Genomic DNA, 21,674 nt, shown 5'->3' with positions numbered 1-21,674 from the left:
CCGCGCTCTGCGCCCTTTAAAAACGCCGCGTGATCCGCGGCGTTTTTTCTTTCTCAGGACGCGGTAAAGCCACCGTCCGTCGCCAGCACATGGCCGACGACATAAGAGGCCTCGTCCGAGCTGAGCCAGAGCACGGCTTCGGCAACTTCCTCTGGCTGCCCCATGCGCCGCAGCGGCAGGCCGGCGGCCACGGCCGACATGTCCGCGATGCCGGAGGCCAGCATCATGTCGGTCACCACGCGCCCCGGTGCCACTGCGTTGATGCGCACGCCACGCGGCGCGCATTCCATCGCGGCCGAGCGCACCAAAGAAATGACGGCGGCCTTGGAGGCCGAGTACAGCGACAGGCCCGGATTGGGGTTGCGCAGGCCGCTGACGGATGCATTGATGACGATGCGGCCATCGCCCTGCGCGGCCATCACCGGCACCTGGTATTTCAGGCACAGGAAGATCGAGCGCATATTGGCGTTGAACACCGTGTCGTACACGCTGCTGTCCTGCTGATCGAGCGGGGCACGCCGCTCCTGGTAGCCGGCGTTGTTGAAAGCCACGTCCAGCCGCCCAAAGCGCGCCACGGTCGTCTGCACCAATTGCGCCACCTGGTCTTCTTGCGTGACGTCCGTCTGCACGAACAAGGCTTGCACGCCCGCTGCACGGCATTCGGCCGCCACCGCTTCACCTTCCTGCTGGCGCCGTCCGGCCACCACCACGGCTGCGGCGCCTTCGCGCGCCATCAGCAGTGCGGTGGCGCGGCCAATGCCGCTGCCGCCGCCTGTCACCAGGCCCACACGGCCGGCCATGCGGCCACGGCCCGTGGTCAAGACTTCTTGCGTTTGGTTTGATGCAGCCATGTCAGTCGCCCATACTGTTGTATGGTGCAACTATATGGCGAAAGCGACTTTGGGCGCAATCCTTGAAGGGTCAGGCCAGGCTGGTGGTCAGCGCCCGCATGGGGAGGGTTGCCGCGGCCAGGGACGGGCGGGCGGGTTCGTCGTCTGCCTCCAGCTTGAATTCACCCACCACCTGCTGCAAGCGGCCGGCCTGTTGGGACAGCGCCGTGGCGGCCGCTGCGGCCTCTTCGACCAGGGCGGCGTTCTGCTGGGTGACTGAGTCCATGTGGGTCACGGCCTGGTTCACGTGCTCGATGCCGGTGCTTTGCTCGTTCAGTGCGGCCGATATCTCGGCCAGGATGGTGCCGACCTGCCGTACGGCCCCGACGATTTCGGTCATGGTGTTGCCGGCCTGGCCAACCAGCCGCGCGCCGCTTTCGACCTGGTGCACGGAGTCATCGATCAACCCCTTGATCTCTTTGGCCGCCACGGCGCTGCGCTGGGCCAGGCTGCGCACTTCGCTGGCCACCACGGCAAAGCCGCGGCCCTGCTCGCCGGCGCGCGCCGCTTCCACTGCGGCGTTGAGCGCCAGGATGTTGGTCTGGAAGGCAATGCCCTCGATCACCTGGATGATGTCCACGATCTTGCGCGAGCTGGTGCTGATCGCGCCCATGGTGTGCACCACCTCGCCGACCACCGCGCCGCCGCGTTCAGCAATGCCCGATGCACCAGTGGCCAGGTTGCTGGCAGAGCGCGCACGCTCGGCGTTCTGGCGCACGGTGGCGGTCAGTTGCTCCATGCTGGCGGCGGTCTGCTCCAGGGATGAGGCCTGGTCCTCGGTGCGGCGCGACAGATCGCGGTTGCCGGCATCGATCTGGCCCGAGGCCACGGCGATCTGGTCGGTCGAGTCCTTGATGCGGGTCACTAGATCGGTCAGGGTGTCTTCCATCGTGCCCAGCGCGCCGAGCAGGCGGCCGAAGTCACCGCCGCGCTCGGTGCTGAACTCCTGGCTCAGGTCGCCAGAGGCCACGGTTTCTGCGATCAGCAGGGCTTCGTCCAACGGTTGGGCAATGCTGCGCATCAGGCCCAGGGCCGAGAACCCACCGACCAGCAAGGCGACCAGGCCCAGGCTCAGCATCAGCCAGCGCGCCGAGGACACCTCGCTTTCGGCCTGCACGCCCAGGGCTTCCACGCGGCGCTTCTCTTGCGTCACCAAGGCGGAAACCCTGGCCTCCAGGGTTTCCAGTGCGGGCAGGGTTTCACCCGTCCAGACGGCTGCGGCCTGCTCGCGCTCGTTTTGTTGCAGCAGCTGGGTGGCCTTGCCGAGCGCTGCCACGTAGGTGCTGCGAGCGCTGCGGATGGCTGTGACCAGGGCTTGCTCGCCCGGGGCGCTGGCCAGGCGCTCCAGTGATTGCACGGCGGCGTCCAGGGCCTGCCCGTCCGCAGCGGCGCGGCGGGCGGTTTCGGTGGCATGGGCGGGGTCCGGCGCGAGCAGCAGCTCGACCGTCCGGCGCGCGCTGGATTGCACCGAGCTGCCGATCACTGCGGCCGCCTCGGCCTTGGCCCAGTCGTCGTGGCCGATCTCGCGCCCCATGGCGCCAAGGCTGCCAAGCCGCAGGGTGGCCACGGCCAGCAAGGCGAGCAGCAACAGGAGCACGGCGCCAAAGCTCAGCGCCAGGCGTGTGCGGATGGACATGTTTGCGAGCGACACGGTATCTAGCCTTCCAGTGAAAAGTTGCTTCCGCCAAGCGGCAGCGAGTCCGGGCCGGCGCACGACGGGCGGTGCGGGAATGGCGTGCAGTGGGCGTGGTGGTGTGTCATGGGGTGCGGTGGCGCAGGGGCGAACGGACGCAGTACATGGCTTTTGCCAACCCTTGATGACAGCTTCGAATGGGGCCGGGCCTGTCGGACCCGTGCCGATTCAGTATAGAAATGAAACATGACCTGACCGCGTGTGAATCGTCGGTGTTTCCCCTGAGCAGGGGGCGCTGCGATTCTTCGGTACAGTGCTTGTGGGTAGGCTCCATATTGATTAATTCAGGAAGGCATCGACAGTTATGAGCAAGCGAGTGGCATATGTGACGGGAGGAATGGGGGGCATCGGTACTGCGATCTGCCAACGCCTGCACCGTGATGGCTTTACCGTGATTGCCGGCTGTGGCCCGACACGGGACTACGACAAGTGGCTGACCGAGCAGAAGGCCCAGGGCTTTACCTTCTACGCCTCGGTTGGCAATGTCGGTAACTGGGACTCCACGGTCGAGGCTTTCGGCAAGGCCAAGGCCGAGCACGGCAGCATCGATGTGCTGGTGAACAACGCCGGCATCACCCGCGACCGCATGTTCCTGAAGATGACCCGCGAAGACTGGGATGCGGTGATCGAGACCAACCTCAACAGCATGTTCAACGTCACCAAGCAGGTGGTGGGCGATATGGTGGAGCGCGGCTGGGGCCGCATCGTCAACATCAGCTCGGTCAACGGCATGAAGGGCCAGGTCGGGCAGACCAACTACTCGGCCGCCAAGGCCGGCATGCATGGCTTCTCGATGGCGCTGGCGCAAGAGTTGGCTACCAAGGGCGTGACGGTCAATACCGTGAGCCCGGGCTATATCGGCACCGACATGGTCAAGGCGATTCGCCAGGATGTGCTCGACAAGATCGTCGGCACCATTCCGGTCAAGCGCCTGGGCGAGCCGGGTGAGATCGCGTCGATCATTGCCTGGCTGTCCTCGGACGAGGGCGGCTATTCCACCGGGGCCGAGTTCGCCGTCAACGGTGGCTTGCACATGGGCTGAGTTTTCGCTCTGGCGGACTCTGCACAAAACCCGCTTCGGCGGGTTTTGTGCTTTTGGCTCGCCGCTGGCAAGGCTGAATATCTATCAAATAGATAGCTATAAGCCCAGGATGTGCCTGGGCTAGAGGCACTTTTGACTGAAAAAGTGATTGCCAAAAGCGGCGGTGTTGAAGGCGGCTGCTCGTTTGGCCAGAACACCGATGAGCCTCGCCAAGACCGGGTGCTGTCTTGTTTTCCGGCGCCATGCCCTTGGCCGGAACGGGTCTTTTGCGCGCTGCGGTTATAACCGGTTGCAGTTTTGCCTGCGGCGTGCCTGGTGCGCGACCGCACGGCCGTTTTCACCACCCGTCCCCGCCTGGAGAAAGCCCTCGATGCCCCACAGTGTCTCGCTCATCAACACCATAGCCGTCGGCCTGGGGCTGGCACTTGTGTTCGGCTTTCTGGCGGCCAAGGTGCGCTTGCCGGCGCTGGTGGGCTATTTGCTGGCGGGCGTGATCATCGGGCCGTTTACGCCGGGCTTCGTGGCTGACGGTGAGATCGCGTCGCAGCTGTCAGAGATCGGCGTGATGCTGCTGATGTTTGGCGTGGGCCTGCACTTTTCGCTGGATGACCTGCTGTCGGTGCGCCGCCTGGCCTTGCCCGGGGCCATCGTGCAGATCGTGGTGGCCACGCTGATGGGCATGGGCGTGGCATCGATGTGGGGCTGGAGCTTTGGCGCGGCGCTGGTGTTCGGGCTATCGCTGTCGGTGGCCAGTACCGTGGTGCTGCTGCGTGCCCTGGAGACGTTGGGCATTCTTGATTCCTTCACCGGGCGCGTGGCGGTGGGCTGGCTGGTGGTGGAAGACTTGGCCATGGTGCTGGTGCTGGTGCTGCTGCCGCCGCTGGCGGGCTGGCTGGGTGGCAAGGTGGACCCTGGCGCGGCTGGGTCGCTGCTGAAGACCCTGGGCTTGACGCTGCTGCAGGTGGGCTTGTTTGTGGCGCTGATGCTGGTCGTGGGCCGGCGCGTGTTCCCCTGGCTGCTGTGGCAGATCACCCGCACCGGTTCGCGTGAACTCTTCACGCTGTGCGTGGTGGCGGCGGCGGTCAGCATTGCCTTTGGCTCGGCGGCGCTGTTTGGTGTGTCTTTTGCGCTGGGCGCATTCTTCGCCGGCATGGTGATGCGGGAATCCGAATTCAGCCACCGCGCGGCCGAAGAATCATTGCCGCTGCGCGATGCTTTCGCGGTGCTGTTCTTTGTGTCGGTGGGCATGCTGTTCGATCCGCGTGTGCTGATCGATCGGCCGCTGCAGGTGCTGGCCGTGGTCGGAATCATCATCGTCGGCAAGTCGATTGCCGCGGCGGCGCTGGTGCTGGCCTTCCGCTACCCGCTGCATACGGCGCTGACCATCTCGGCCAGCCTGGCGCAGATTGGCGAGTTCTCTTTCATCCTGATCAGCCTGGGCCTGTCGCTCGGCCTGCTGCCGCCAGAGGGGCAGAGCCTGGTGCTGGCGGGGGCCTTGATCTCGATTGCCATCAACCCACTGGTGTTCAAGGGCATCGAGCCGATACGCCGCTGGCTGCTGGAGAAATCCGCATTCGCCCGCCGGCTGGAGCAGCGCGACGACCCGCTGGCCGAGCTGCCCACCACCACCCACGCGCGCTACCTGGCGCACCAGGTGGTGCTGGTGGGCTATGGGCGCGTGGGCCGGCGCATCGCGGCTGCGCTGACCGAGCAGGAAATGCCCTTTGTCGTGGCCGAGGAAAACCGCGAACTGGTGGAGCGCCTGCGCGCCTCCGGCATTGCAGCGGTGTCCGGCAATGCGATGGACCCGGCCGTGCTGATCCAGGCCCACATCGCCCGCGCGCGCATGCTGGTCATTGCCGTGCCCGACGCGCTGGGTGTGCGCCAGATGATCACCACGGCGCGTACGCTGAACCCGGACATCGAGGTGGTGGTGCGCATGCACAACGAGGACGAAGCGCGCCTGCTGGAGCAAGAGCACGTGGGCACCGTCTTCCTGGGCGAGCAGGAACTGGCGCAGGCGATGGTGCGGCACGTGCTGCAGCGGGCGTCAGCGGCCCAGGCGCACGCCTAGTTCAGATCTTCGATCACCCATTGGCGGTAGCGCTGCGCGGCCGAGAACGGCACGCGCCGCACCACGGCCATCAGGCGTTCAGCCGTCTCGGCGTCGTCGGTCACGACCAGCAGCCCGTAGTGCCCCTGCCGTGCCAGCTCGCCAAAGCTGCGGGCCGTGGCTGCTTCGGTGCCGACGGAGGGCAGGGCGCCTTTCTTGTCTGCTTCAAATTGCAGAATCTCGGTGAGCACGGCTTCGGGCTTGAGCAGTTGCACCTCGTCCGCGCTGAAGCCTTCCGCCACCAGCGCCCCGGCTGTCTGCAGGGCATGGGTCTCTTCCGGAAACATGACCACGGCATGGCCGGTAGGGTAGAACGCTCCGGCCAGCGTCCGCATGCCGGAGTGCAGTGAAAATTCCTTCATGCTGGGCTCCTTTGGCAGGAAACCTGTCTCGGCATGAAGCTTAGGCACGCGGCTGTCTGCCTGCTGTAGGACGAAGCAGGCGCCCACGTGCAGGCGGCGGCCGTTGGAGGCCCGCCATCGGTAAAGCTTTATTGCTATTAAATATATAGCTTAAAGCCCAGGCTGCGCCTGGGAAAATGGCACTTTTCACCAAAATCGGCAGCTGGCAGCAAGACCCTCTCAGGGTTGCAGCTCTTCCAGGCGCAGCGATGCCGGCGGCGGGCCGGCCACGCGCGCCGAAGAGTCGAGGCTCTCGATCACATGGTTGGCGAAAAAGCTGTTCTGCGTGTCGGGCTCCAGTGCCGCCACGGCAAGGTTGCCCAAGGGCTGGCTCAGTGGCACGTAGTAGCTGCCTTGCGGTATGTCGATCAGGCTGCGGCTCAGTGCCACTTCCACGCGCGTGCTGTCACCCGCGCCGCCGTCGGCCACCGTGCCGCGTACGTCTGCGCGTGCGCCAGTGGTGCGTGCGGTTTCCCGGTAGGTGTCCATCAGCAGCGAGCTGGGCTCCATCACGCGCATCACCTGCACGCCCATCATGCGCAGCCGGTCGACTGCTGGTGCCGCCGCGGCCGACAGCCAGTAGCCGCAGGGCCGCTTGCGGGACTTGAGCGTGCGCAGCGCGAGCGACGAATTCCACTCGACATCGATGCTGCGGTCTGCGCCGGTCTGCGGGTCAAGCATCAGCAGCGTGCGCCGGCCCGGCGTGGGGCCGGCGTCGATCACGGCGTCCTCGCGGCAGGCCAGGGAACTCACGTCCCGCTCCACGAAGGAGCGCAGCTGCTTCAGGTCATCGGCACGCGCCGCCGTGCTTTGCAGCACGCTGGCCACGGCCGTGACATGGGTGTGCACGCGGCGCTGGATGTGCAGGCGGCCGATGCCGACGCCGCGGGTCTCCAGCAGCAGGCTCACCGTGTTCTTGAGCCCGTTGACGTTGCGGCCGGTATCGGGCTGCACGCCGCCCATGGAGACGCGCTTGTCCTCCGGGTCGGTGGAGGTGGTGTAGTACCACTCGTTGCTCAGGGATTGGCGGTTGAGCGCCGTGACCAGGGGGCGCCGCACCCATTCTTCGGAGGCCTTGGTGACGAACTCCGGCAGATTGCCGGTGGTGGCGTACTGCACCAGGCCGTCGTAGCGCTGGACGCCGCCGAACTTCTGCAGGAAGCGGCCAACCACCGTGTATTCATGCGCGTCGACCACGACCATCGGCCGATAGTCCCGCACCAGGCGGGCCAGTGCCTGGGCCTCTGGCGTACGCAGCACCAGGTGGTCGCGGTTCATGTCGATGCCGTTGGCGGTAGTGCGGGTGCCGGCGGCCGCGCCATCAGGATTGGCGCGGGGCACCACGATCACGTTGATGCGGTTCAGCAGCGGTTCGAGCAAGCCTTGCGACGCCTCGCGGGCCACTACCAGCAGTGCTTCGCTGCCGGCCGGCTCGTCGCCGTGCTGCTGGCCTATCAGCAGCACGGTAGGGCGGCCATCGGCCAGCAGCGTGCTGGGCTCGGTGTTGGCAGAGCGCGTGATCACCAGGGCCTCCAGCGGTTCGCCGCGCTGGGAGCGCCCGATGGCCAGAAGGCCGGCACGCGCCCCACCGGCGCCGGACGCCGTCGCAGACAGGCTGCTCAGCCAGGCGTGGACCTCGGCGTTGGTGGTGAAGCTGCTGCGATCAGGCTGCAGGCCGGGCGTGCTGTAGCGCACGGATGGATCGGGAAAGCGCGCCGCCACGGCGTCCAAGTAGGGCGGGGGCGCCAATGCGTCCGGCGGCGCAGCGCTGCCCGGTACGGTCTGCAGGCCAGATGGCGAGACCGGCGTGACGACGGCCCCCGGCGGCGACATGTCGATGACTGGCGGCGCCGGCCGCACCACGACCCCGGGCGTTGGACGGCGGGCGCCCGCAGCCTCCTGGCCAGGCTGCCAAGGAGGGAGCGGCGTCGAGCCGCAGGCCGTCAGCAAGGCCAGTGGTATGGCCCACGCCGCAGCATGCATCCATGCCGGCTTGCCGGAGGGTTGGCGTTGCGGATGGAGGAGTCCGGATGTGGAACGGGCTGCTGGGCTGGCGCGGGTAAACATGCGATTCTCCTCGGGCATTGGGACACGGCGGCTCCCATGAGCGGACCGGCGTGGAAATGAATATCGCGGGGATGTTACCGCCCGCTACCAGGGGCGATTGTTACCACCTTGCACAGGGTCAAGCACTGTCAGGCGCTATGAGGCGGGTGATACACTTCCGGCCTCTTTTGGGGAGTAGCCTGCTTCCGGTTTGCGGAAGCGCCCACGTCAACATACTCGGCACTGTGTGCCGTGGCGTGGGTAGCCGAAAGGTTGGCGAGACCAGCGGTATGCGTATGCACGGCAAGGCCGGAGTGCAGGGCATGCCGTGGCGTCTCCAACCGGCCCTTGCTTTCTCCCACTCCATGAATTTCGCTTCCACGGCATTGCTGGCGTTCGCCATGTCCACTGATGCCTTTGCTGCCGCCATTGGCAAAGGCGCGGCACTTGACAGGCCCCGGTTCGGCGAGGCGCTGCGCACCGGTCTGATCTTCGGCTGCATCGAGGCCATCACGCCGGTCATTGGCTGGGCCGCCGGGCTGGCAGCCGCTCGTTACGTTGCGGCCTGGGATCACTGGATCGCATTCGTTCTGCTCTCTGCTCTGGGCCTGCGCATGCTCTGGGCCGCCATGACGCGGCCCGAGGAGGCGCAGGAGGAGAGGCCAACCCGCCATTCGTTCGCCCTGTTGGCGGTCACCGCGTTTGCCACCAGCATTGATGCGATGGCCGTGGGCGTGGGCCTGGCCTTCATCGACGCCAACATCCTGTCCGTGGCTGCCGCCATTGGCACCGCCACCCTGGTGATGGTGACGCTGGGCGTGATGCTGGGGCGCGTGCTCGGCCAGATTGTCGGGCGCCGTGCCGAGATGGCTGGCGGCCTGGTGCTGATCGGCATCGGTGCCTTCATTCTTTTCGAGCATCTGAGCGGCGCAGCCGGCTGAGCCGCGCGGCGCGCAGGCGAGTCTCCTGCGTGACCGTGTCCGGGCAAACCATAGTCACTGGTCCTGGCCCGGACCTCCACAATCCGCCGCTTCTTCCTCATGTGGCCGCCGGCCTGGCGCGCTACTGCGGGAGGCCTTGCGAGGACCGACGTGGAACTGTTTTTTCAGCAATTTCTCAACGGCCTGACCGTAGGCGGCGTCTATAGCCTTGTGGCGCTGGGCCTCACGCTGGTCTACGGCATCCTGCATGTGCCGAACTTCGCGCATGGGGCCTTCTACATGGCCGGGGCCTTCGTCGCCTACTACCTCATGGCCGTGCTGGGCATGAACTACTGGGTGGCCATGGCCGGCGCTGCGGCTGCGGTGGCAGTGCTGGCGATGCTGGCCGAGCGTCTGGTTTTTCATCCGCTGCGCAATGCCCCGGAGCTGCACGACATGATTGCCGCCATCGGCATCCTGCTGTTCCTTGAGGCGGGCGCGCAGGCCTTGTTCGGGGCGGACTTCCATCGCATGCCGACGCCCTACGGGCAGATCGTGCAGGTCTTTGGCCTGACGGCCCCATTGCAGCGGCTGCTGATCATTGGTGCGGCCTTCGGGCTCATGGTGCTGCTGCACCTGTTCCTCAACCACACCGTGCTGGGCTCGACCATCGTCGCCATGGCGCAGAACCGCGACGGCGCGGCACTGGTCGGCATTGACGCCACGCGCGTCACGCTGCTGGTGTTCGCCATCTCGGGCGCACTTGCTGCGGTGGCGGCCGTGCTCTACGCGCCGATCAATCTGGTCTATCCCAGCATGGGCAACCTGGTGATCACCAAGGCCTTCGTCATCATCATCCTGGGGGGTATGGGCAGCTTCCCCGGGGCCATCGTCGGCGGCCTGATCATCGGCATGGCAGAGAGCTTTGGCGGCTTCTATTTCTCGACCGACTACAAGGACATCATTGCCTTCGTGCTGCTGGTGGTGATCCTGTCGTTCCGGCCCCATGGCCTGTTCGTGGCGAAAGGAGCCCGCTGATGCAAGTCTTGCAGGGGCGTGCTGGATGGATCGTGCTGGCGTTGCTGGCCATCGCATTCCCGTTGGCGGCGCAGAACAACTACCTGGTCTCGGTGGCCACGCAGGCCTTCATCATGGCCATTGCCGCGCTGGGGTTGAACCTCATCACGGGCTATACCGGCCAGTTCAACCTGGCGCATGGCGCCTTCATGGCGGTGGGCGCCTATGCCGTGGGCATTCTCACGGTGGACCATCAGGTGCCTTACTGGATCGCCTTCGTGCTGGCGGGCATGGTGACGGCCGTGCTGGGTTTCTTCGTCGGCATCCTGTCGCTGCGGCTCAAGGGCCATTACTTCTCGATCTTCACGCTGTGTGTGAGCTACATCATGTTCCTGCTGATAGAGAAGTGGGAGAGCCTGACGCACGGGACGGTGGGCATCATGGGCATCCCTGCGCCGACGGGTATCGGGCCGCTGCAGTTCGGCACGCCGCTGTCGCAGTACTACCTGGTGCTGGCCTTCCTGGCGCTGGGCATCTGGGTCATGGCGCGCATCGTGCGCTCGCTGCTGGGCCGCAGCTTCATGGCGGTGCGCAACAGCGACGAGCTGGCAGAGGCGCTGGGCGTGAACCTGATGCGCACCAAGACGCTCTCCTTTGTGCTGTCGGTGACCTACGCGGGCATTGCCGGCGCGCTGTATGCGGGCCAGGTGCGCTTCCTGGGGCCCGACCTTGCCAGCGAGGCTGTGACCTTCGACCTGGTGATGTTCGTCCTGGTGGGCGGCATAGGGACTCTGCTGGGGCCGCTGGTGGGTACGGCGCTGGTGACCTTTCTTACCCAAAGCCTGCAATTCCTTCAGGACTACCGCATGGTGGTGTTCGGGCCGATGTTGATCTTGCTGATCATCTTCCTGCCGGACGGCATCGTCGGCACCTGGCTCAAGCACCGTGCACGCCGTGCCCATGCGGCGCGGGCACAGGCCAGTCCGCACGGTGCGCGCAACCAGGCAGAGCGCCATGCTTGAGATCAACGCACTCACCAAGCGCTTCTTCGGCCTGACGGCCGTCGACCAGATATCCACGTGCTTCGAGCGTGGCCAGGTCAGCGCCATCATCGGTCCCAACGGGGCGGGCAAGACCACCTTCTTCAACCTGGTGGCGGGCACCCACCGGCCGAGTTCGGGGCGCATCCTCTACAAGGGGCAGGACGTCACCGGCTTGCGGCCGGACCGTGTGGCGCGGCTTGGTATCGCGCGCACTTTCCAGACCACGCATTTGTTTGACAACGCCACCGTGCTCGACAACCTGATCGTCGGCCACCGGCTGCGCACCCGGTCTGGGCTGTGGGACGTACTGGTCAACAGCCGCCGGCTGCAGCAGGACGAGCGCCTGTGCCGCGACAAGGCCCTGCAGGCGCTGGACTTCGTCGGCTTGTCGCACCTGGCCGACCGCATTGCGGCGGACATCACGCAGGAAGAGCGTAAGCGCGTGGCCTTTGCGCTTGCACTGGCCACCGACCCGGAGCTGCTGCTGCTCGATGAGCCGGCCGGCGGCGTCAACCCGGAGGAAACCGTGGGCCTTGCGGCGCTCATCCGCAAGCTCGTGGACCATGGCAAGACGGTGTGCCTGATCGAGCACAAGATGGACATGATCATGCGGCTGGCCGACAAGATCGTGGTCCTGAACAACGGCGCCAAGATCGCCGAGGGCACACCGGCCGAGATCCGGCGCGACCCGCAGGTGATCGAGGCCTACCTGGGGGCGGACCATGCTGCGGTTTGATGATGTGGACCTGCACTACGGCAGCTTCCGTGCGCTGGAGGGCGTCACCCTGCATGCCGCAGCGGGCGAACTGGTGGTGCTGCTGGGGGCCAACGGGGCAGGAAAAACCTCGATCTTCATGGCCGCCAGCGGTATCCGGCGACCGACCAAGGGGCGTATCCGGCTGGAGCAGAAAGAGTTGGCCGGCATGCGCCCGGCGCAGATCGTGGGCCATGGGCTGGTGCATTGCCCTGAGGGCCGCAAGCTGTTCCCCATGATGTCGGTGCGCAAGAACCTCACGCTGGGCGCCTATGTGCACCGGCGCGACAAGGCCGGCATCCAGCGTTCGCTGGACGAGGTGTTTGGCCTCTTTCCCATCCTGGAGAAGAAGCAGAACGACCCTGCAGGTTCTTTGTCCGGAGGCCAGCAACAGATGGTGGCGATCGGGCGGGCCCTGCTGGGGCGGCCCAGGGTGCTGCTGCTGGATGAGCCCTCGCTGGGCCTGGCCCCGCTGGTGGTCAAGCAGGTGTTCGAGGTGATACAGCGCATCAACCGTGCCGGCACCACAGTGTTGCTGGCTGAGCAGAACGCGTTCTCTGCGCTGGCCATTGCGCACCGCGCCTACGTGATCGAGCGCGGGCGCATCACGCTCGAAGGCGATCGTGACTCGCTGTTGCACAACGAGGCGGTGCGCGCCGCCTATATCGGCGCATGACGCCTGCGGGGCTTGCCCCGTTCCGTCGCCCAGGTTTTACACAAGGAGACTCACCATGAAGCTCGTTCCCTCTTCGGCCCGCAGGCTGGCGCTGGTTTCCTCGGTGCTTGCGCTGACAGGTGCGCTGGCCCACGCCCAGGACACGGTGAAGATCGGCTTCACCGGGCCGCTGAGCGGCGGCGCTGCGCTCTATGGCAAGAACGTGGTCAATGGCATGGAGATGGCCATCAAGGAAATCAATGCCGCGGGCCTGGAGGTGGCGGGCAAGAAGGTGAAGCTGGAGCTGGTCGCCCTGGACGACAAGTATTCGCCGGCCGACGCTGCGATCAATGCGCGCCGCCTGGTTCAGCAGCACCAGACGCCGGCCGTGTTCGTGCCGCACTCGGGCGGCATTTACGCGATGCAGGCCTTCAACGAGCAGGAGAAGTTCATCGTCATGGCCTACTCCAGCACACCCAAGATCACCGAAGTGGGCAACAAGCTCACCATCCGCATCCCGCCGACCTTCAACTCCTACATAGAGCCCTTTATCCGCTATGAGATGAAGAAATTTGGCAAGCGCGTGGGCATGCTGCCGGGCGACCACGAATACGCCAAGAACTGGACGCAGCTGTTCGGCCCGGCATGGGAGAAGGCAGGCGGCGCCATCGCCTCAAACAACCCCATGTCCTACAACCGCTCGGCAGACTTCTACAGCGGTGTGAGCCGGGTGTTGGCGGAGAAGCCGGATGTTCTCTTCATCGGTGGCCCGTCCGAGCCGACCGCGCTGGTGGCCAAGCAGGCACGTGAACTGGGCTTCAAAGGTGGGTTCCTGATCATGGACCAGGCCAAACTCGACGAGATGGCCAAGGTCACCGGCGGCCTGGCGCCGCTGGAGGGCTCCATTGGCGTGTTGCCAGTGTCCTATGACGAACGGCCCGGTGCCAAGGCCTTCAGCGCGGCCTACCGCAAGGCCTATGGCGCTGATCGTGATCCGACCACCGAGTCTTCCTACAACTATGCGCTCACCCATGCACTGGCTCTGGCGATGAAGCTGGCCGGCAGCACCACCGACGTGGCCGCCATCCGCAGCAAGCTCGGCGACGCGCTGGCGACCATGCCCAAGGAGCAGAACGCCGGTGAATTCCGCGGCGTAGATGCCACCGGCGGCACCTTGGTAGACCCTGTGGTGGCCACGGTGGAGGGCGGCAAGATCAAGCCGGTCAGCCTGAGCGACCTGATGAAATAGGTTGCTCAGCCCCCCAGTTGTTGCGCCAGTGCAAGAAAGTCTGGCGCCACCAGATCCCAGGCCTGTGCCGGCTGCAGGTCTGTCGTCTGGTTGGGGCCGTGCTCGGTCGGCCGCGGTACGAAGGCGGTTTGCAGGCCGCATTCACGGGCGGCGGCCAGGTCGCCGTTGTGTGCGGCCACCAGGCAGATCTCGCCCGGTGCCAGCGCCAGCACCTCGGCCGTGCGCAGATAGGCCTCCGGCGCGGGCTTGTAGGCCTGCGCCACCTCGGCGCCGAGGATTGCGTCCCACGGAATTCCAGCGCGCTTGGCCATGTCCAGCATGAGGCGGATGTTGCCGTTGGACAGCGGCGCGATGATGAAGCGCGCCTTCAGCCGCTGCAGGCCGGGCAGGGCGTCGGGCCATGGGTCCAGTCGGTGCCAGGCCAGGTTCAGCGCCTCGATCTCTTGTGCCGGCACATGGGCCGGATCAATACCGAAGTCCGGCAACACGGCCAGCAGGTTTTCCCGATGCAGAACGTCCAGCCGCGTGAAGGGGCGACGGCCGGAGCGCACCTCGTCCATTGCTGGTACATAGCGGCGGCGCCAGGCGTCGGCGAAGGCATAGGCGTCGCGGTGGCCGGCACCGTGCCGCGCCAGGAAGGCAGCGGCTTCGTGCGCGACGCCGTTGCGCCAGTCGACCACGGTGCCGAACACGTCGAATACCAGGGCTTTGATGGTGTGTGAGGTCATGGCTGCAGTATTGCGCGAAAGCCGGAATGCGGGACACACACCTGTGCTTGCTACTTGCCCATCGCCCCCGTCGTACTGGCGAATGCCCCTGTCTTGGCTAGATCGGCAACACGTTCGTTGTCCTGCGTAATCACGCGACGGAAGTACGCTGGCCCCTTTTCGTTCTCAGTCGGCGCCTGCGCCGCGAGGCTGGCCAGTCGGCTCTTGAAATCGGGGCTGGACACCACTACGGCCAGGGCGCTTGCCAGCCTGGCGGCGAGGTCCGGCGGCGTTCCCTTCGGGGCCACCACGCCATTCCAGATGCTCAGATCGAACTCGGGCAAGCCCGCCTCAGCAAAGCTGGGGATCTCGGGGTTCTGCGGCAGGCGCGCACCGCCGCTGACCGCGATCGCCTTCACCCGGCCGTCCTTGTGCAGCGGCAGCATGGTCACGGTCTGGTCGATCACCGCGTCGATGGTCCCAGCCATCAGGTCGCTGAGCGCCGGGCCGGAGCCCCGGTACTGGATCATTTCTGCCTGAACGTCGGCAAGCTTGAGGAACAGCGCCTCTGCCAAGTGCGCCGTCGTGCCGGGGCCGCCAGAGCCGAAGTTGATCTTGCCTGGGGACTTCTTCATTGTCTCGATGAGTGACGCGAGGTTCTTCACGCCCCCCGCGTTGCTCACCGACAGAACCATGGGCACCTTGGCGACGACCCCGATGGGCTCCACATCGGTCAATGGGTTGTAGGCCGACTTGGGATGCAGGTGCGGAAGAATGACCAGTGATTGATTGATGAACAGCAGCGTGGCGCCGTCAGCGGGGGCGCGCAGGAACTTCTGCATGCCCACCAGGCCACCGGCGCCGGTGACGTTCTCGACCACGATGGAGCGGTTCAACTGACTGCCCAGCATGGTGGCTGTCAGGCGTGCCAGCGCATCGGAGCTGCCTCCGGGTGGCACATTGACGATCAAGGTGATGGGACGATCAGCCGCCACCTGGCCATGGGCTGCGGCAAACGACAGGCAAAGCGCAGCGAGTAGTGCGAACTTCTTGAACACGGATTTGTCTCCTTGGGTTTTCTTTTCGGCCTGCGTGCTGGCAGGGGTCAGGACAATTGACGGCAGACCGCCTCGGTGATCTCGGTGCAACTGGAGGTTCCGCCGATGTCCCGGGGCAGGACGCGGCCTTCGGCGAGCACGTTCTCTGTAGCGGTCTCCACGCGTGCGGCGGCATCGACCAGGCTGGGGTCCTGGTACTTTTCTCCAAGCCAGCGCAGCATCAGCGCTCCCGAGAGGATGGTGGCGAATGGGCTGGCGACGTTCTGGCCGGCGATGTCCGGGGCGGAGCCATGCGCCCCCTGGAACAGCCCATGGTGGTCGCCCAGTTCGGCCGAGGCCGACAGCCCCATGCCGCCGATGGTGGCCGCGCCGAGGTCGGAGATGATGTCGCCGAACATGTTCTCCGCGACGATCACATCGTAGAAATCAGGCTTCTTGACCATGTGGACCGTGATGGCGTCCGCGTAGGCGTAGTCCACTTCCACGTCGGGGTAGGTCTGGGCCACTTCGTCGCACACCTTCCTGAAGAAGGCGTAGCTGCGAAGAATGTTGGCCTTGTCGCAGACCGTGACGCGGCGCTTGCCATCCCGGGGGGCGCCATTGCGCTTGCGGGCCAGGTCGAACGAGAAGCGGGCCACCCGCTCCACGCCTTTCCTGGTGATGACGATCGTGTCGGTCGCGACCTCATCGCGCAGCACGATACCGCCGCCCCGGCTGGCGTAGAGGCCTTCCGTGTTCTCGCGCACGATCACATAGTTGATCTGCCCCGGCTTCCAGTCGGCCAGGGGCGATTTGGCGCCCGGGTATAGCCGGATGGGGCGGACGTTGGCATACAGGTCCAGCTTGAAGCGAAGTTGCAGGTGAAGGTCGTTGCCAACTTCGGTTCCGTCGGGATACGTGATGCCGGGCAGGCCGGCGGCACCGTGCAGGATGGCGTCCGCCTTCTTGCAGGCCTGGAAGGTTTCGTCGGACAGTACCTTGCCTGTGCGCGCGTAGTGCCCTGCACCGCCGTCGTGGCGCGAGAACCGCAGCAGGTCCGCTCCGCATGCCTGCGCCAACACCGTAGTGGCTGATTGGCAGACTTCCGGTCCGATGCCATCGCCGTCGAGGGTTGCGATTTCGTATTTGGCCATGTGAGTTGATGTCTCCAGTGCTTTCCAATGACAGTGACTAGTTACCAGTTCGTGGAGATGTACTTGGCCTCCATGAATTCCAGCAGCCCATGGTGCGCGCCTTCCCTCCCGAGCCCGCTTTGCTTGACGCCGCCAAAGGGGGCCGCCGGGTCAGACACCAGGCCGCGGTTCAGCGCCACCATGCCGGTTTCGAGAGATTCCGACACGCGCAGTCCGCGTGCCAGATCGCGGGTGAACACGTAGGCGACCAAACCATACTCGGTTGCATTGGCCTGCGTGATGGCCTCGCCTTCCTCGTCGAACACGACGATGGGGGCGACGGGGCCGAAGATCTCTTCGCCAAGCAGGTCGGCCTCTGCATGAACGTTCGAGAGCACGGTCGGCATGTAGAAATATCCTGCGCGGTCCAGGCGCTTGCCGCCGGTCAGTACGCGCGCGCCCTTGGCCACGGCGTCGTCCACCAGCGAAGCTACCTTCCGCACCGCGGCGGCGTTGACCAAGGGGCCGCATTGGGTGTCCTCCTTGCAGCCGTCGTCCACCTTCAGTGAGCCCATGCGCCTGGCCAGTTCCTGGGTGAACGCCTCGGCAATGCCGCGCTGCACATAGAAGCGGTTCGCTGCAGTGCAGGCCTCTCCGCCATTGCGCATCTTGGCCACCATGGCACCTTCGACGGCGGCGCCCAAGTCGGCGTCATCGAACACGATGAAGGGGGCATTGCCGCCCAGCTCCATGGAGCAGTTGACCACCGAGTCGGCGGCCTTGCGCAGCAGGATTCGGCCCACTTCGGTGGAGCCCGTGAAAGAGAGCTTGCGCACGCGCGGATCGTCCAGCACCACGTCGGCGATCTTGCCGGCGGTCGAGGTCGTGATGACGTTCACCACGCCATCGGGCACGCCGGCTTCAGCAAGAAGGCGTGCGACCGCCAGGGCCGTGAGAGGGGTTGCCGTGGCCGGCTTCAGGATGCATGTGCAGCCCGCGGCAAGCGCCGGCCCGATCTTGCGCGTGGCCATGGCCGCCGGGAAGTTCCAGGGCGTGACCAGGAAGGCGACGCCGACCGGCTGGTACTGGACGATGATGCGGCTCGTGCCCGAAGGGGACACGCTGATGTCGCCATTGATGCGAACGGCTTCCTCCGCGAACCAGCGGAAGAATTCCGCCGCGTAAGCCACTTCGCCCCGGGCATCGGCCAGTGCCTTGCCGTTCTCCAGGGAAATGAGCTGTGCCAGGGGCTCTGCGTCGCGCACCATGAGTTCATAGGCGCGCCGCAGTATCTCGCCGCGCTTGCGCGGTGGCGTGGCGGCCCATGCCGGGGCGGCCGCTGCGGCCGCATCCACCGCCTCCAGCGCTTCGTCTACCGTGGCGTTGGCCACGCTTGCTATGACCGTTTCGGTGGACGGGTTGGTGACATCGATGCGCCGGCCCGACGCAGAGGGGCGCCATTGGCCTGCAATGAAAAGCTCGGTGGGAACGTCGAATGGAAGAGTGGACATGGGAGGTGAAGGTTTCAGGGAAAGAATGGTTCAGGCTGCGATGGGGCGGAGCCGGCCGTGGTAGGCGTCGTCGACGATCGCTTGCATGTCGGCGACCTGCAGCGGCCGGGGGTTGTTGTTCACGAGCCGCGCCGACAGCATGGATTGCTCAGCGACCCAACCCAGCCTGTCTTCGGCCAGGCCAAGCTCGGCCAGGGTGCGCGGCACGCCGATGCCCGACAGCAGGGCACGCACCCTGCGTATGCCGTCCTCGGCGAGCGCAACGGGGCCATCGTTCACTGTGCTGCCCATGGCGCGGGCGATTTCCCCGAGCTGGGGCAGGCAGTGCGCTGCGTTGTAGGCCATCACGTAGGGCAGCAGCGCCGCCACGCCCAGGCCATGGGCGGTGTGGGTCAGGGCGCCCACGGGGTACTGGATGGCATGGGCCGCCGCCGTGCCCGCCGCACCGAAGGCCAGGCCGGCGGAGACGGCGCCAAACATCACCATGGAGCGCGCGTGCGCATCGTCGCCATCACTCATAGCTCGAGGCAGGAACTCTGCAATGGCCCGGATGGCCGTCAGCGCCCATTGGTCGCTGAAGAGATTCTTGCCAACGAACACGCGCTGTTGTGCAAGCAGTGGGGTGCGTGGATGCTCCACCGCCGTGAAGGCCTCGATGGCATGGGTCAGCGCATCGGCGCCGGAAATGGCCGTGAGGCCCGGCGGGCAGGAGCGGGTCAGCTCCGGGTCGCAAATGGCGGTGTGCGGGATCAGGTACGGGCTGGAGATACCTACCTTCAGATCGCGGGATTCATCCGCCATCACCGCCACCGGCGTGACTTCTGACCCGGTGCCGGCCGTGGTGGTGATGGCAATCACGGGAATGATGGGGCCCGGCACCTTCAGTTCGCCGTAGTACTGGCTTGCCGGCCCGCCATGCGTCAGCAGCAGACTGACCAGCTTGGCCATGTCCATGCAGCTGCCGCCACCCAGGCCCAGCACCACCTCTGGCGCAAAGGCGCGGGCGAATTCGACGCAGGCCGCAATGCTGCGCGCCGGAAGCTCCGGCAGCGTGTGCGTGGACACCAGGACTTCCACACCTTCGCGGCGCAGGCTGTCGAGGATCTCCTGCATGGGGGCCGAGGCGGCGAAGCGTTCGTCCGTGCATACCAGGGCCCGCCTTCCGATCGCTGCGGCAACGCTGCCCACGGCAAATCGCTGTCCGTCGCCAAAGAGCACATTTCGGGGAGCGCGCATGGCTCCAAAGAGTTCGTTCATGGTGGATGTCGTCTGGAGGGTCAAGTGGATTGGGCAAGGCCGCAGATCGCGTCCCATACCGATGGGGCCAGCAGCAGGCCGTCGCGCAGGCTGCGTTCACGCTGCATATGGGCGCGGTCCCCGGGCACGACCACCGGCTTGCCGGGATCGCGCGGAGCGCATGCGCGGATCTCGTCGAGGTACGCGGTGATGTGGTCCGCCATCGCACTTGATGCGGGTTCCAGCACTATGAAGACATCGCCCTTGTTGCACGGCTGCCGGGAGTCCAGGGTGCCGCACACCTGCGTGCCCGTGGCTGACGCGGTCAGGCTCGCCACCATCACCTCGAAAGCCAGCCCCAGCGCATAGCCCTTGGCATCGCCGAAGGGGGCGATCGCGCCGGACGTAGCCGCCTGCGCATCCACCGTTGGGTTCCCGCGCGAGTCCAGCGCCCAGCCGGGCTGCAGTGGCCGGCCGCGGGTGGCGTAGTCGTGGATCTGCCCCATGGATACCGCGCTCGTCGCCATGTCGAGCACGAAGGGCAGGGGCTTGGCGGGCACGCCTATCGCGATCGGGTTGGTTCCGATCAAGGCGCGCCGCCCGCCCCAGGGGTGGACCAGGGCTTCGCTGGTCGACAGAGCGATGAGTATTTGTCCCTGCTGCGCGATGCGTTCCGCGTACAGCGCCAGCATTCCCAGATGGTTGCTGTCATGGATGACGGCGGCGGTCAGCCCTGTCTCCCGGGCCCGGGAGGAAAGCTCTTGCAGTGCTGCAAGCGCCACCACCGGCCCGAGGCCCTTGGCGCCATCGACCTGCAGCAGGGCGCTGCCGCGCCAGGTATGCAAGCCGGTTTGCACCGGGTCCGCCACGCCATTGCGGATGCGCTCGATCACCCGGGGCAGCCGCATCACGCCGTGGGATGGGCGGCCGCGCAGCTCCGCCTCCAGCAGCAGTTCTGTCTGGATGCGGGCGTTGTCTTCGGGTACGCCGTGAACTGTCAGTGCCCGTACGCAGTGCGCTTGGACGGTGGGATAGGGGATGGGAATAGCTTCCACAACTGCCATATATAAAATCCGATCGGATATACGATTTAATTAATGGTATGGTTGCCACCATCCTGTGTCAAGCCATCTTTTCGGAGCCTCACCATGTCAACCGTCGACTCCAAGCTGAGCAAGCTGTTGGTGAACCTGGACCAAGACGCCAGTCCCGGCGTGATCCGGCGCGCGTCCCTGGGTGACGAGGTCTATGAAAGCCTTCTGTCCCAACTGATCTCGCTGAAGATCGCACCGGGCAGCCGCATCGCGATCGATGCGCTAGTGCGCGACCTGGGGGTGTCGCAAACGCCCATCCGCGCCGCCCTGATACGGCTGGAGAACGAGGGCTTGGTCGTCAAGACCCACAACATTGGCTACAGCGCGGCGCCCATGCCCAGCCAAAACCGCTTCTCGCAGATCTACGAAATGCGCCTGTTGCTGGAGCCGCACGCCGCCTTCTTGGCGGCGCGTGGGCTGCAGGCCAAGGACGATGTAGAGCTGGATGCCATCGTGGCCGGCATGGAGCGGCCCGATGCCGATGACGCCAAGGTGGCCTATGGCAAGTTCGCAGTGCAGGATGCCGAGTTCCACAACTGGATCGCCCGCCATAGTGGCAACGACCTCATCGTCGAGACATTAGCCCGCCTGCATTCGCATATGCATCTGTTTCGGCTGCGCTTCCATGTGCAGGTGACGCAGGAGGCGATCCATGAGCATGCGCTCATCGTCGAGGCGCTGCGTTCAGGCAATGCCGAGCAGGCGCATGACGCAATGCGGCATCACCTGGAATGTTCCCGGCAGCGCATGGCGCCGTTCTTTCAGCCTGATTGAATGGGTGCTTGCCTCGGCAACCCGGGGGTACATGTGCGCCATTCCTGTTTGCTGGGGCCGAAGTTCCGCAAAGTGCTGGACGTTTGAGAACGTGTCTACGATCTCTATGGCGCGGTGCGCCGTCCATGGCTTGTCCTGCCGGCGGAATGCGCAGACGACCGGCAGGTCGAAGTTCGTTGCGAAGGCAATGATGTTGGCACCGGCCTCGCGCGTCCACCCGCCACCGCCCAGTACCAGCAATGGCCGATCGGCGCGCTGCAGTTCAGCGGCCAGGCCGTCCATGGCCTCCTTGGTCGGGCACGGACACAAGATTGGTCAGCATGTCCTCGGGCAACGCCAGGGCCGGCCCAATGTTGCGA

Annotated in this window: 20 protein-coding genes and 1 riboswitch; of the genes, 9 read left to right on the top strand and 11 right to left on the bottom strand. The window is 65.7% G+C overall.

Annotated elements, in window-relative coordinates:
* Window positions 1-53 precede the first annotated feature (53 nt).
* A complete protein-coding gene (locus AAFF27_15400; protein XAH21407.1) occupies window positions 54-851 on the bottom strand; it encodes a glucose 1-dehydrogenase in 798 nt (265 codons plus the stop codon).
* Between the two features lie 70 nt (window positions 852-921).
* Window positions 922-2,526 carry a methyl-accepting chemotaxis protein gene (locus tag AAFF27_15395; protein XAH21406.1) on the bottom strand — a complete coding sequence of 535 codons (1,605 nt, stop codon included), beginning with the start codon at window positions 2,524-2,526 and terminating at the stop codon, window positions 922-924.
* Between the two features lie 361 nt (window positions 2,527-2,887).
* Between AAFF27_15395 and phbB the strand changes: the two genes are divergently transcribed.
* Both phbB and ybaL read left to right on the top strand, forming a co-directional pair.
* Window positions 2,888-3,625, top strand: a complete 738-nt coding sequence (phbB, locus tag AAFF27_15390; protein XAH21405.1) for an acetoacetyl-CoA reductase — start codon at window positions 2,888-2,890, stop codon at window positions 3,623-3,625.
* Between the two features lie 370 nt (window positions 3,626-3,995).
* Window positions 3,996-5,699: a YbaL family putative K(+) efflux transporter gene (gene ybaL, locus AAFF27_15385; protein ID XAH21404.1), complete on the top strand. Its 1,704-nt coding sequence runs from the start codon at window positions 3,996-3,998 to the stop codon at window positions 5,697-5,699.
* Here ybaL and AAFF27_15380 read toward each other — a convergent pair.
* Both AAFF27_15380 and AAFF27_15375 read right to left on the bottom strand, forming a co-directional pair.
* Window positions 5,696-6,100 (bottom strand): hypothetical protein, encoded by a 405-nt coding sequence (locus AAFF27_15380; GenBank protein ID XAH21403.1) that lies wholly within the window; start codon window positions 6,098-6,100, stop codon window positions 5,696-5,698. The two genes, ybaL and AAFF27_15380, sit on opposite strands and share 4 nt — an antisense overlap.
* Before the next feature lie 219 nt (window positions 6,101-6,319).
* A complete protein-coding gene (locus AAFF27_15375) occupies window positions 6,320-8,122 on the bottom strand; it encodes a M14 family metallocarboxypeptidase (GenBank protein ID XAH26249.1) in 1,803 nt (600 codons plus the stop codon).
* Window positions 8,123-8,367: 245 nt separating this feature from the next.
* A riboswitch (yybP-ykoY riboswitch) is annotated at window positions 8,368-8,522 on the top strand.
* Between the two features lie 28 nt (window positions 8,523-8,550).
* Here AAFF27_15375 and mntP point away from each other — a divergent pair.
* The 6 genes from mntP (at window position 8,551) to AAFF27_15345 (ending at window position 13,823) form a co-directional block, all read left to right on the top strand.
* Window positions 8,551-9,126, top strand: coding sequence for a manganese efflux pump MntP (gene mntP / locus AAFF27_15370; GenBank protein ID XAH21402.1), 576 nt, complete (start codon window positions 8,551-8,553; stop codon window positions 9,124-9,126).
* A gap of 150 nt (window positions 9,127-9,276) precedes the next feature.
* A complete protein-coding gene (locus AAFF27_15365) occupies window positions 9,277-10,143 on the top strand; it encodes a branched-chain amino acid ABC transporter permease (GenBank protein ID XAH21401.1) in 867 nt (288 codons plus the stop codon).
* Window positions 10,143-11,144 carry a branched-chain amino acid ABC transporter permease gene (locus AAFF27_15360; GenBank protein ID XAH21400.1) on the top strand — a complete coding sequence of 334 codons (1,002 nt, stop codon included), beginning with the start codon at window positions 10,143-10,145 and terminating at the stop codon, window positions 11,142-11,144. Before AAFF27_15365 ends, AAFF27_15360 begins: the two co-directional genes overlap by 1 nt.
* Window positions 11,137-11,901: an ABC transporter ATP-binding protein gene (locus tag AAFF27_15355; GenBank protein ID XAH21399.1), complete on the top strand. Its 765-nt coding sequence runs from the start codon at window positions 11,137-11,139 to the stop codon at window positions 11,899-11,901. The genes AAFF27_15360 and AAFF27_15355 overlap by 8 nt, the downstream gene beginning before the upstream one ends.
* Window positions 11,888-12,595, top strand: coding sequence for an ABC transporter ATP-binding protein (locus AAFF27_15350; GenBank protein XAH21398.1), 708 nt, complete (start codon window positions 11,888-11,890; stop codon window positions 12,593-12,595). The genes AAFF27_15355 and AAFF27_15350 overlap by 14 nt, the downstream gene beginning before the upstream one ends.
* Window positions 12,596-12,650: 55 nt before the next feature.
* A complete protein-coding gene (locus AAFF27_15345; protein ID XAH21397.1) occupies window positions 12,651-13,823 on the top strand; it encodes an ABC transporter substrate-binding protein in 1,173 nt (390 codons plus the stop codon).
* 5 nt (window positions 13,824-13,828) lie between these two features.
* On the opposite strand, the gene AAFF27_15340 is transcribed toward AAFF27_15345, so the two are convergent.
* The 6 genes from AAFF27_15340 to AAFF27_15315 are packed head-to-tail and all read right to left on the bottom strand — an operon-like array spanning window position 13,829 to window position 20,511.
* Entirely contained in the window at window positions 13,829-14,551 is a 723-nt protein-coding gene (locus tag AAFF27_15340; GenBank protein ID XAH21396.1) for a haloacid dehalogenase type II, read from the bottom strand.
* A 50-nt stretch (window positions 14,552-14,601) separates the two neighbouring features.
* Complete coding sequence (locus tag AAFF27_15335) at window positions 14,602-15,588, bottom strand: tripartite tricarboxylate transporter substrate binding protein (protein XAH21395.1); 987 nt, start codon at window positions 15,586-15,588, stop codon at window positions 14,602-14,604.
* 47 nt (window positions 15,589-15,635) lie between these two features.
* Entirely contained in the window at window positions 15,636-16,721 is a 1,086-nt protein-coding gene (locus AAFF27_15330; protein ID XAH21394.1) for an isocitrate/isopropylmalate dehydrogenase family protein, read from the bottom strand.
* A 41-nt stretch (window positions 16,722-16,762) separates the two neighbouring features.
* A complete protein-coding gene (locus tag AAFF27_15325; protein ID XAH21393.1) occupies window positions 16,763-18,211 on the bottom strand; it encodes an NAD-dependent succinate-semialdehyde dehydrogenase in 1,449 nt (482 codons plus the stop codon).
* A 30-nt stretch (window positions 18,212-18,241) separates the two neighbouring features.
* A complete protein-coding gene (locus AAFF27_15320; GenBank protein ID XAH26248.1) occupies window positions 18,242-19,447 on the bottom strand; it encodes an iron-containing alcohol dehydrogenase in 1,206 nt (401 codons plus the stop codon).
* A gap of 41 nt (window positions 19,448-19,488) precedes the next feature.
* A complete protein-coding gene (locus AAFF27_15315; protein XAH21392.1) occupies window positions 19,489-20,511 on the bottom strand; it encodes an Ldh family oxidoreductase in 1,023 nt (340 codons plus the stop codon).
* Between the two features lie 84 nt (window positions 20,512-20,595).
* Between AAFF27_15315 and AAFF27_15310 the strand changes: the two genes are divergently transcribed.
* Window positions 20,596-21,315 carry a GntR family transcriptional regulator gene (locus AAFF27_15310; GenBank protein XAH21391.1) on the top strand — a complete coding sequence of 240 codons (720 nt, stop codon included), beginning with the start codon at window positions 20,596-20,598 and terminating at the stop codon, window positions 21,313-21,315.
* Here the strand turns inward: AAFF27_15310 and AAFF27_15305 are convergent.
* Window positions 21,226-21,597, bottom strand: coding sequence for a hypothetical protein (locus AAFF27_15305; protein XAH21390.1), 372 nt, complete (start codon window positions 21,595-21,597; stop codon window positions 21,226-21,228). The two genes, AAFF27_15310 and AAFF27_15305, sit on opposite strands and share 90 nt — an antisense overlap.
* Window positions 21,598-21,674 lie beyond the last annotated feature (77 nt).

The organism is Xylophilus sp. GW821-FHT01B05 (assembly GCA_038961845.1).
Taxonomy (GTDB): Bacteria; Pseudomonadota; Gammaproteobacteria; order Burkholderiales; family Burkholderiaceae_C; genus Xylophilus.
Note: the sequence above shows the minus strand (reverse complement) of the source record. Positions and strands in the feature narration are given on the sequence as shown.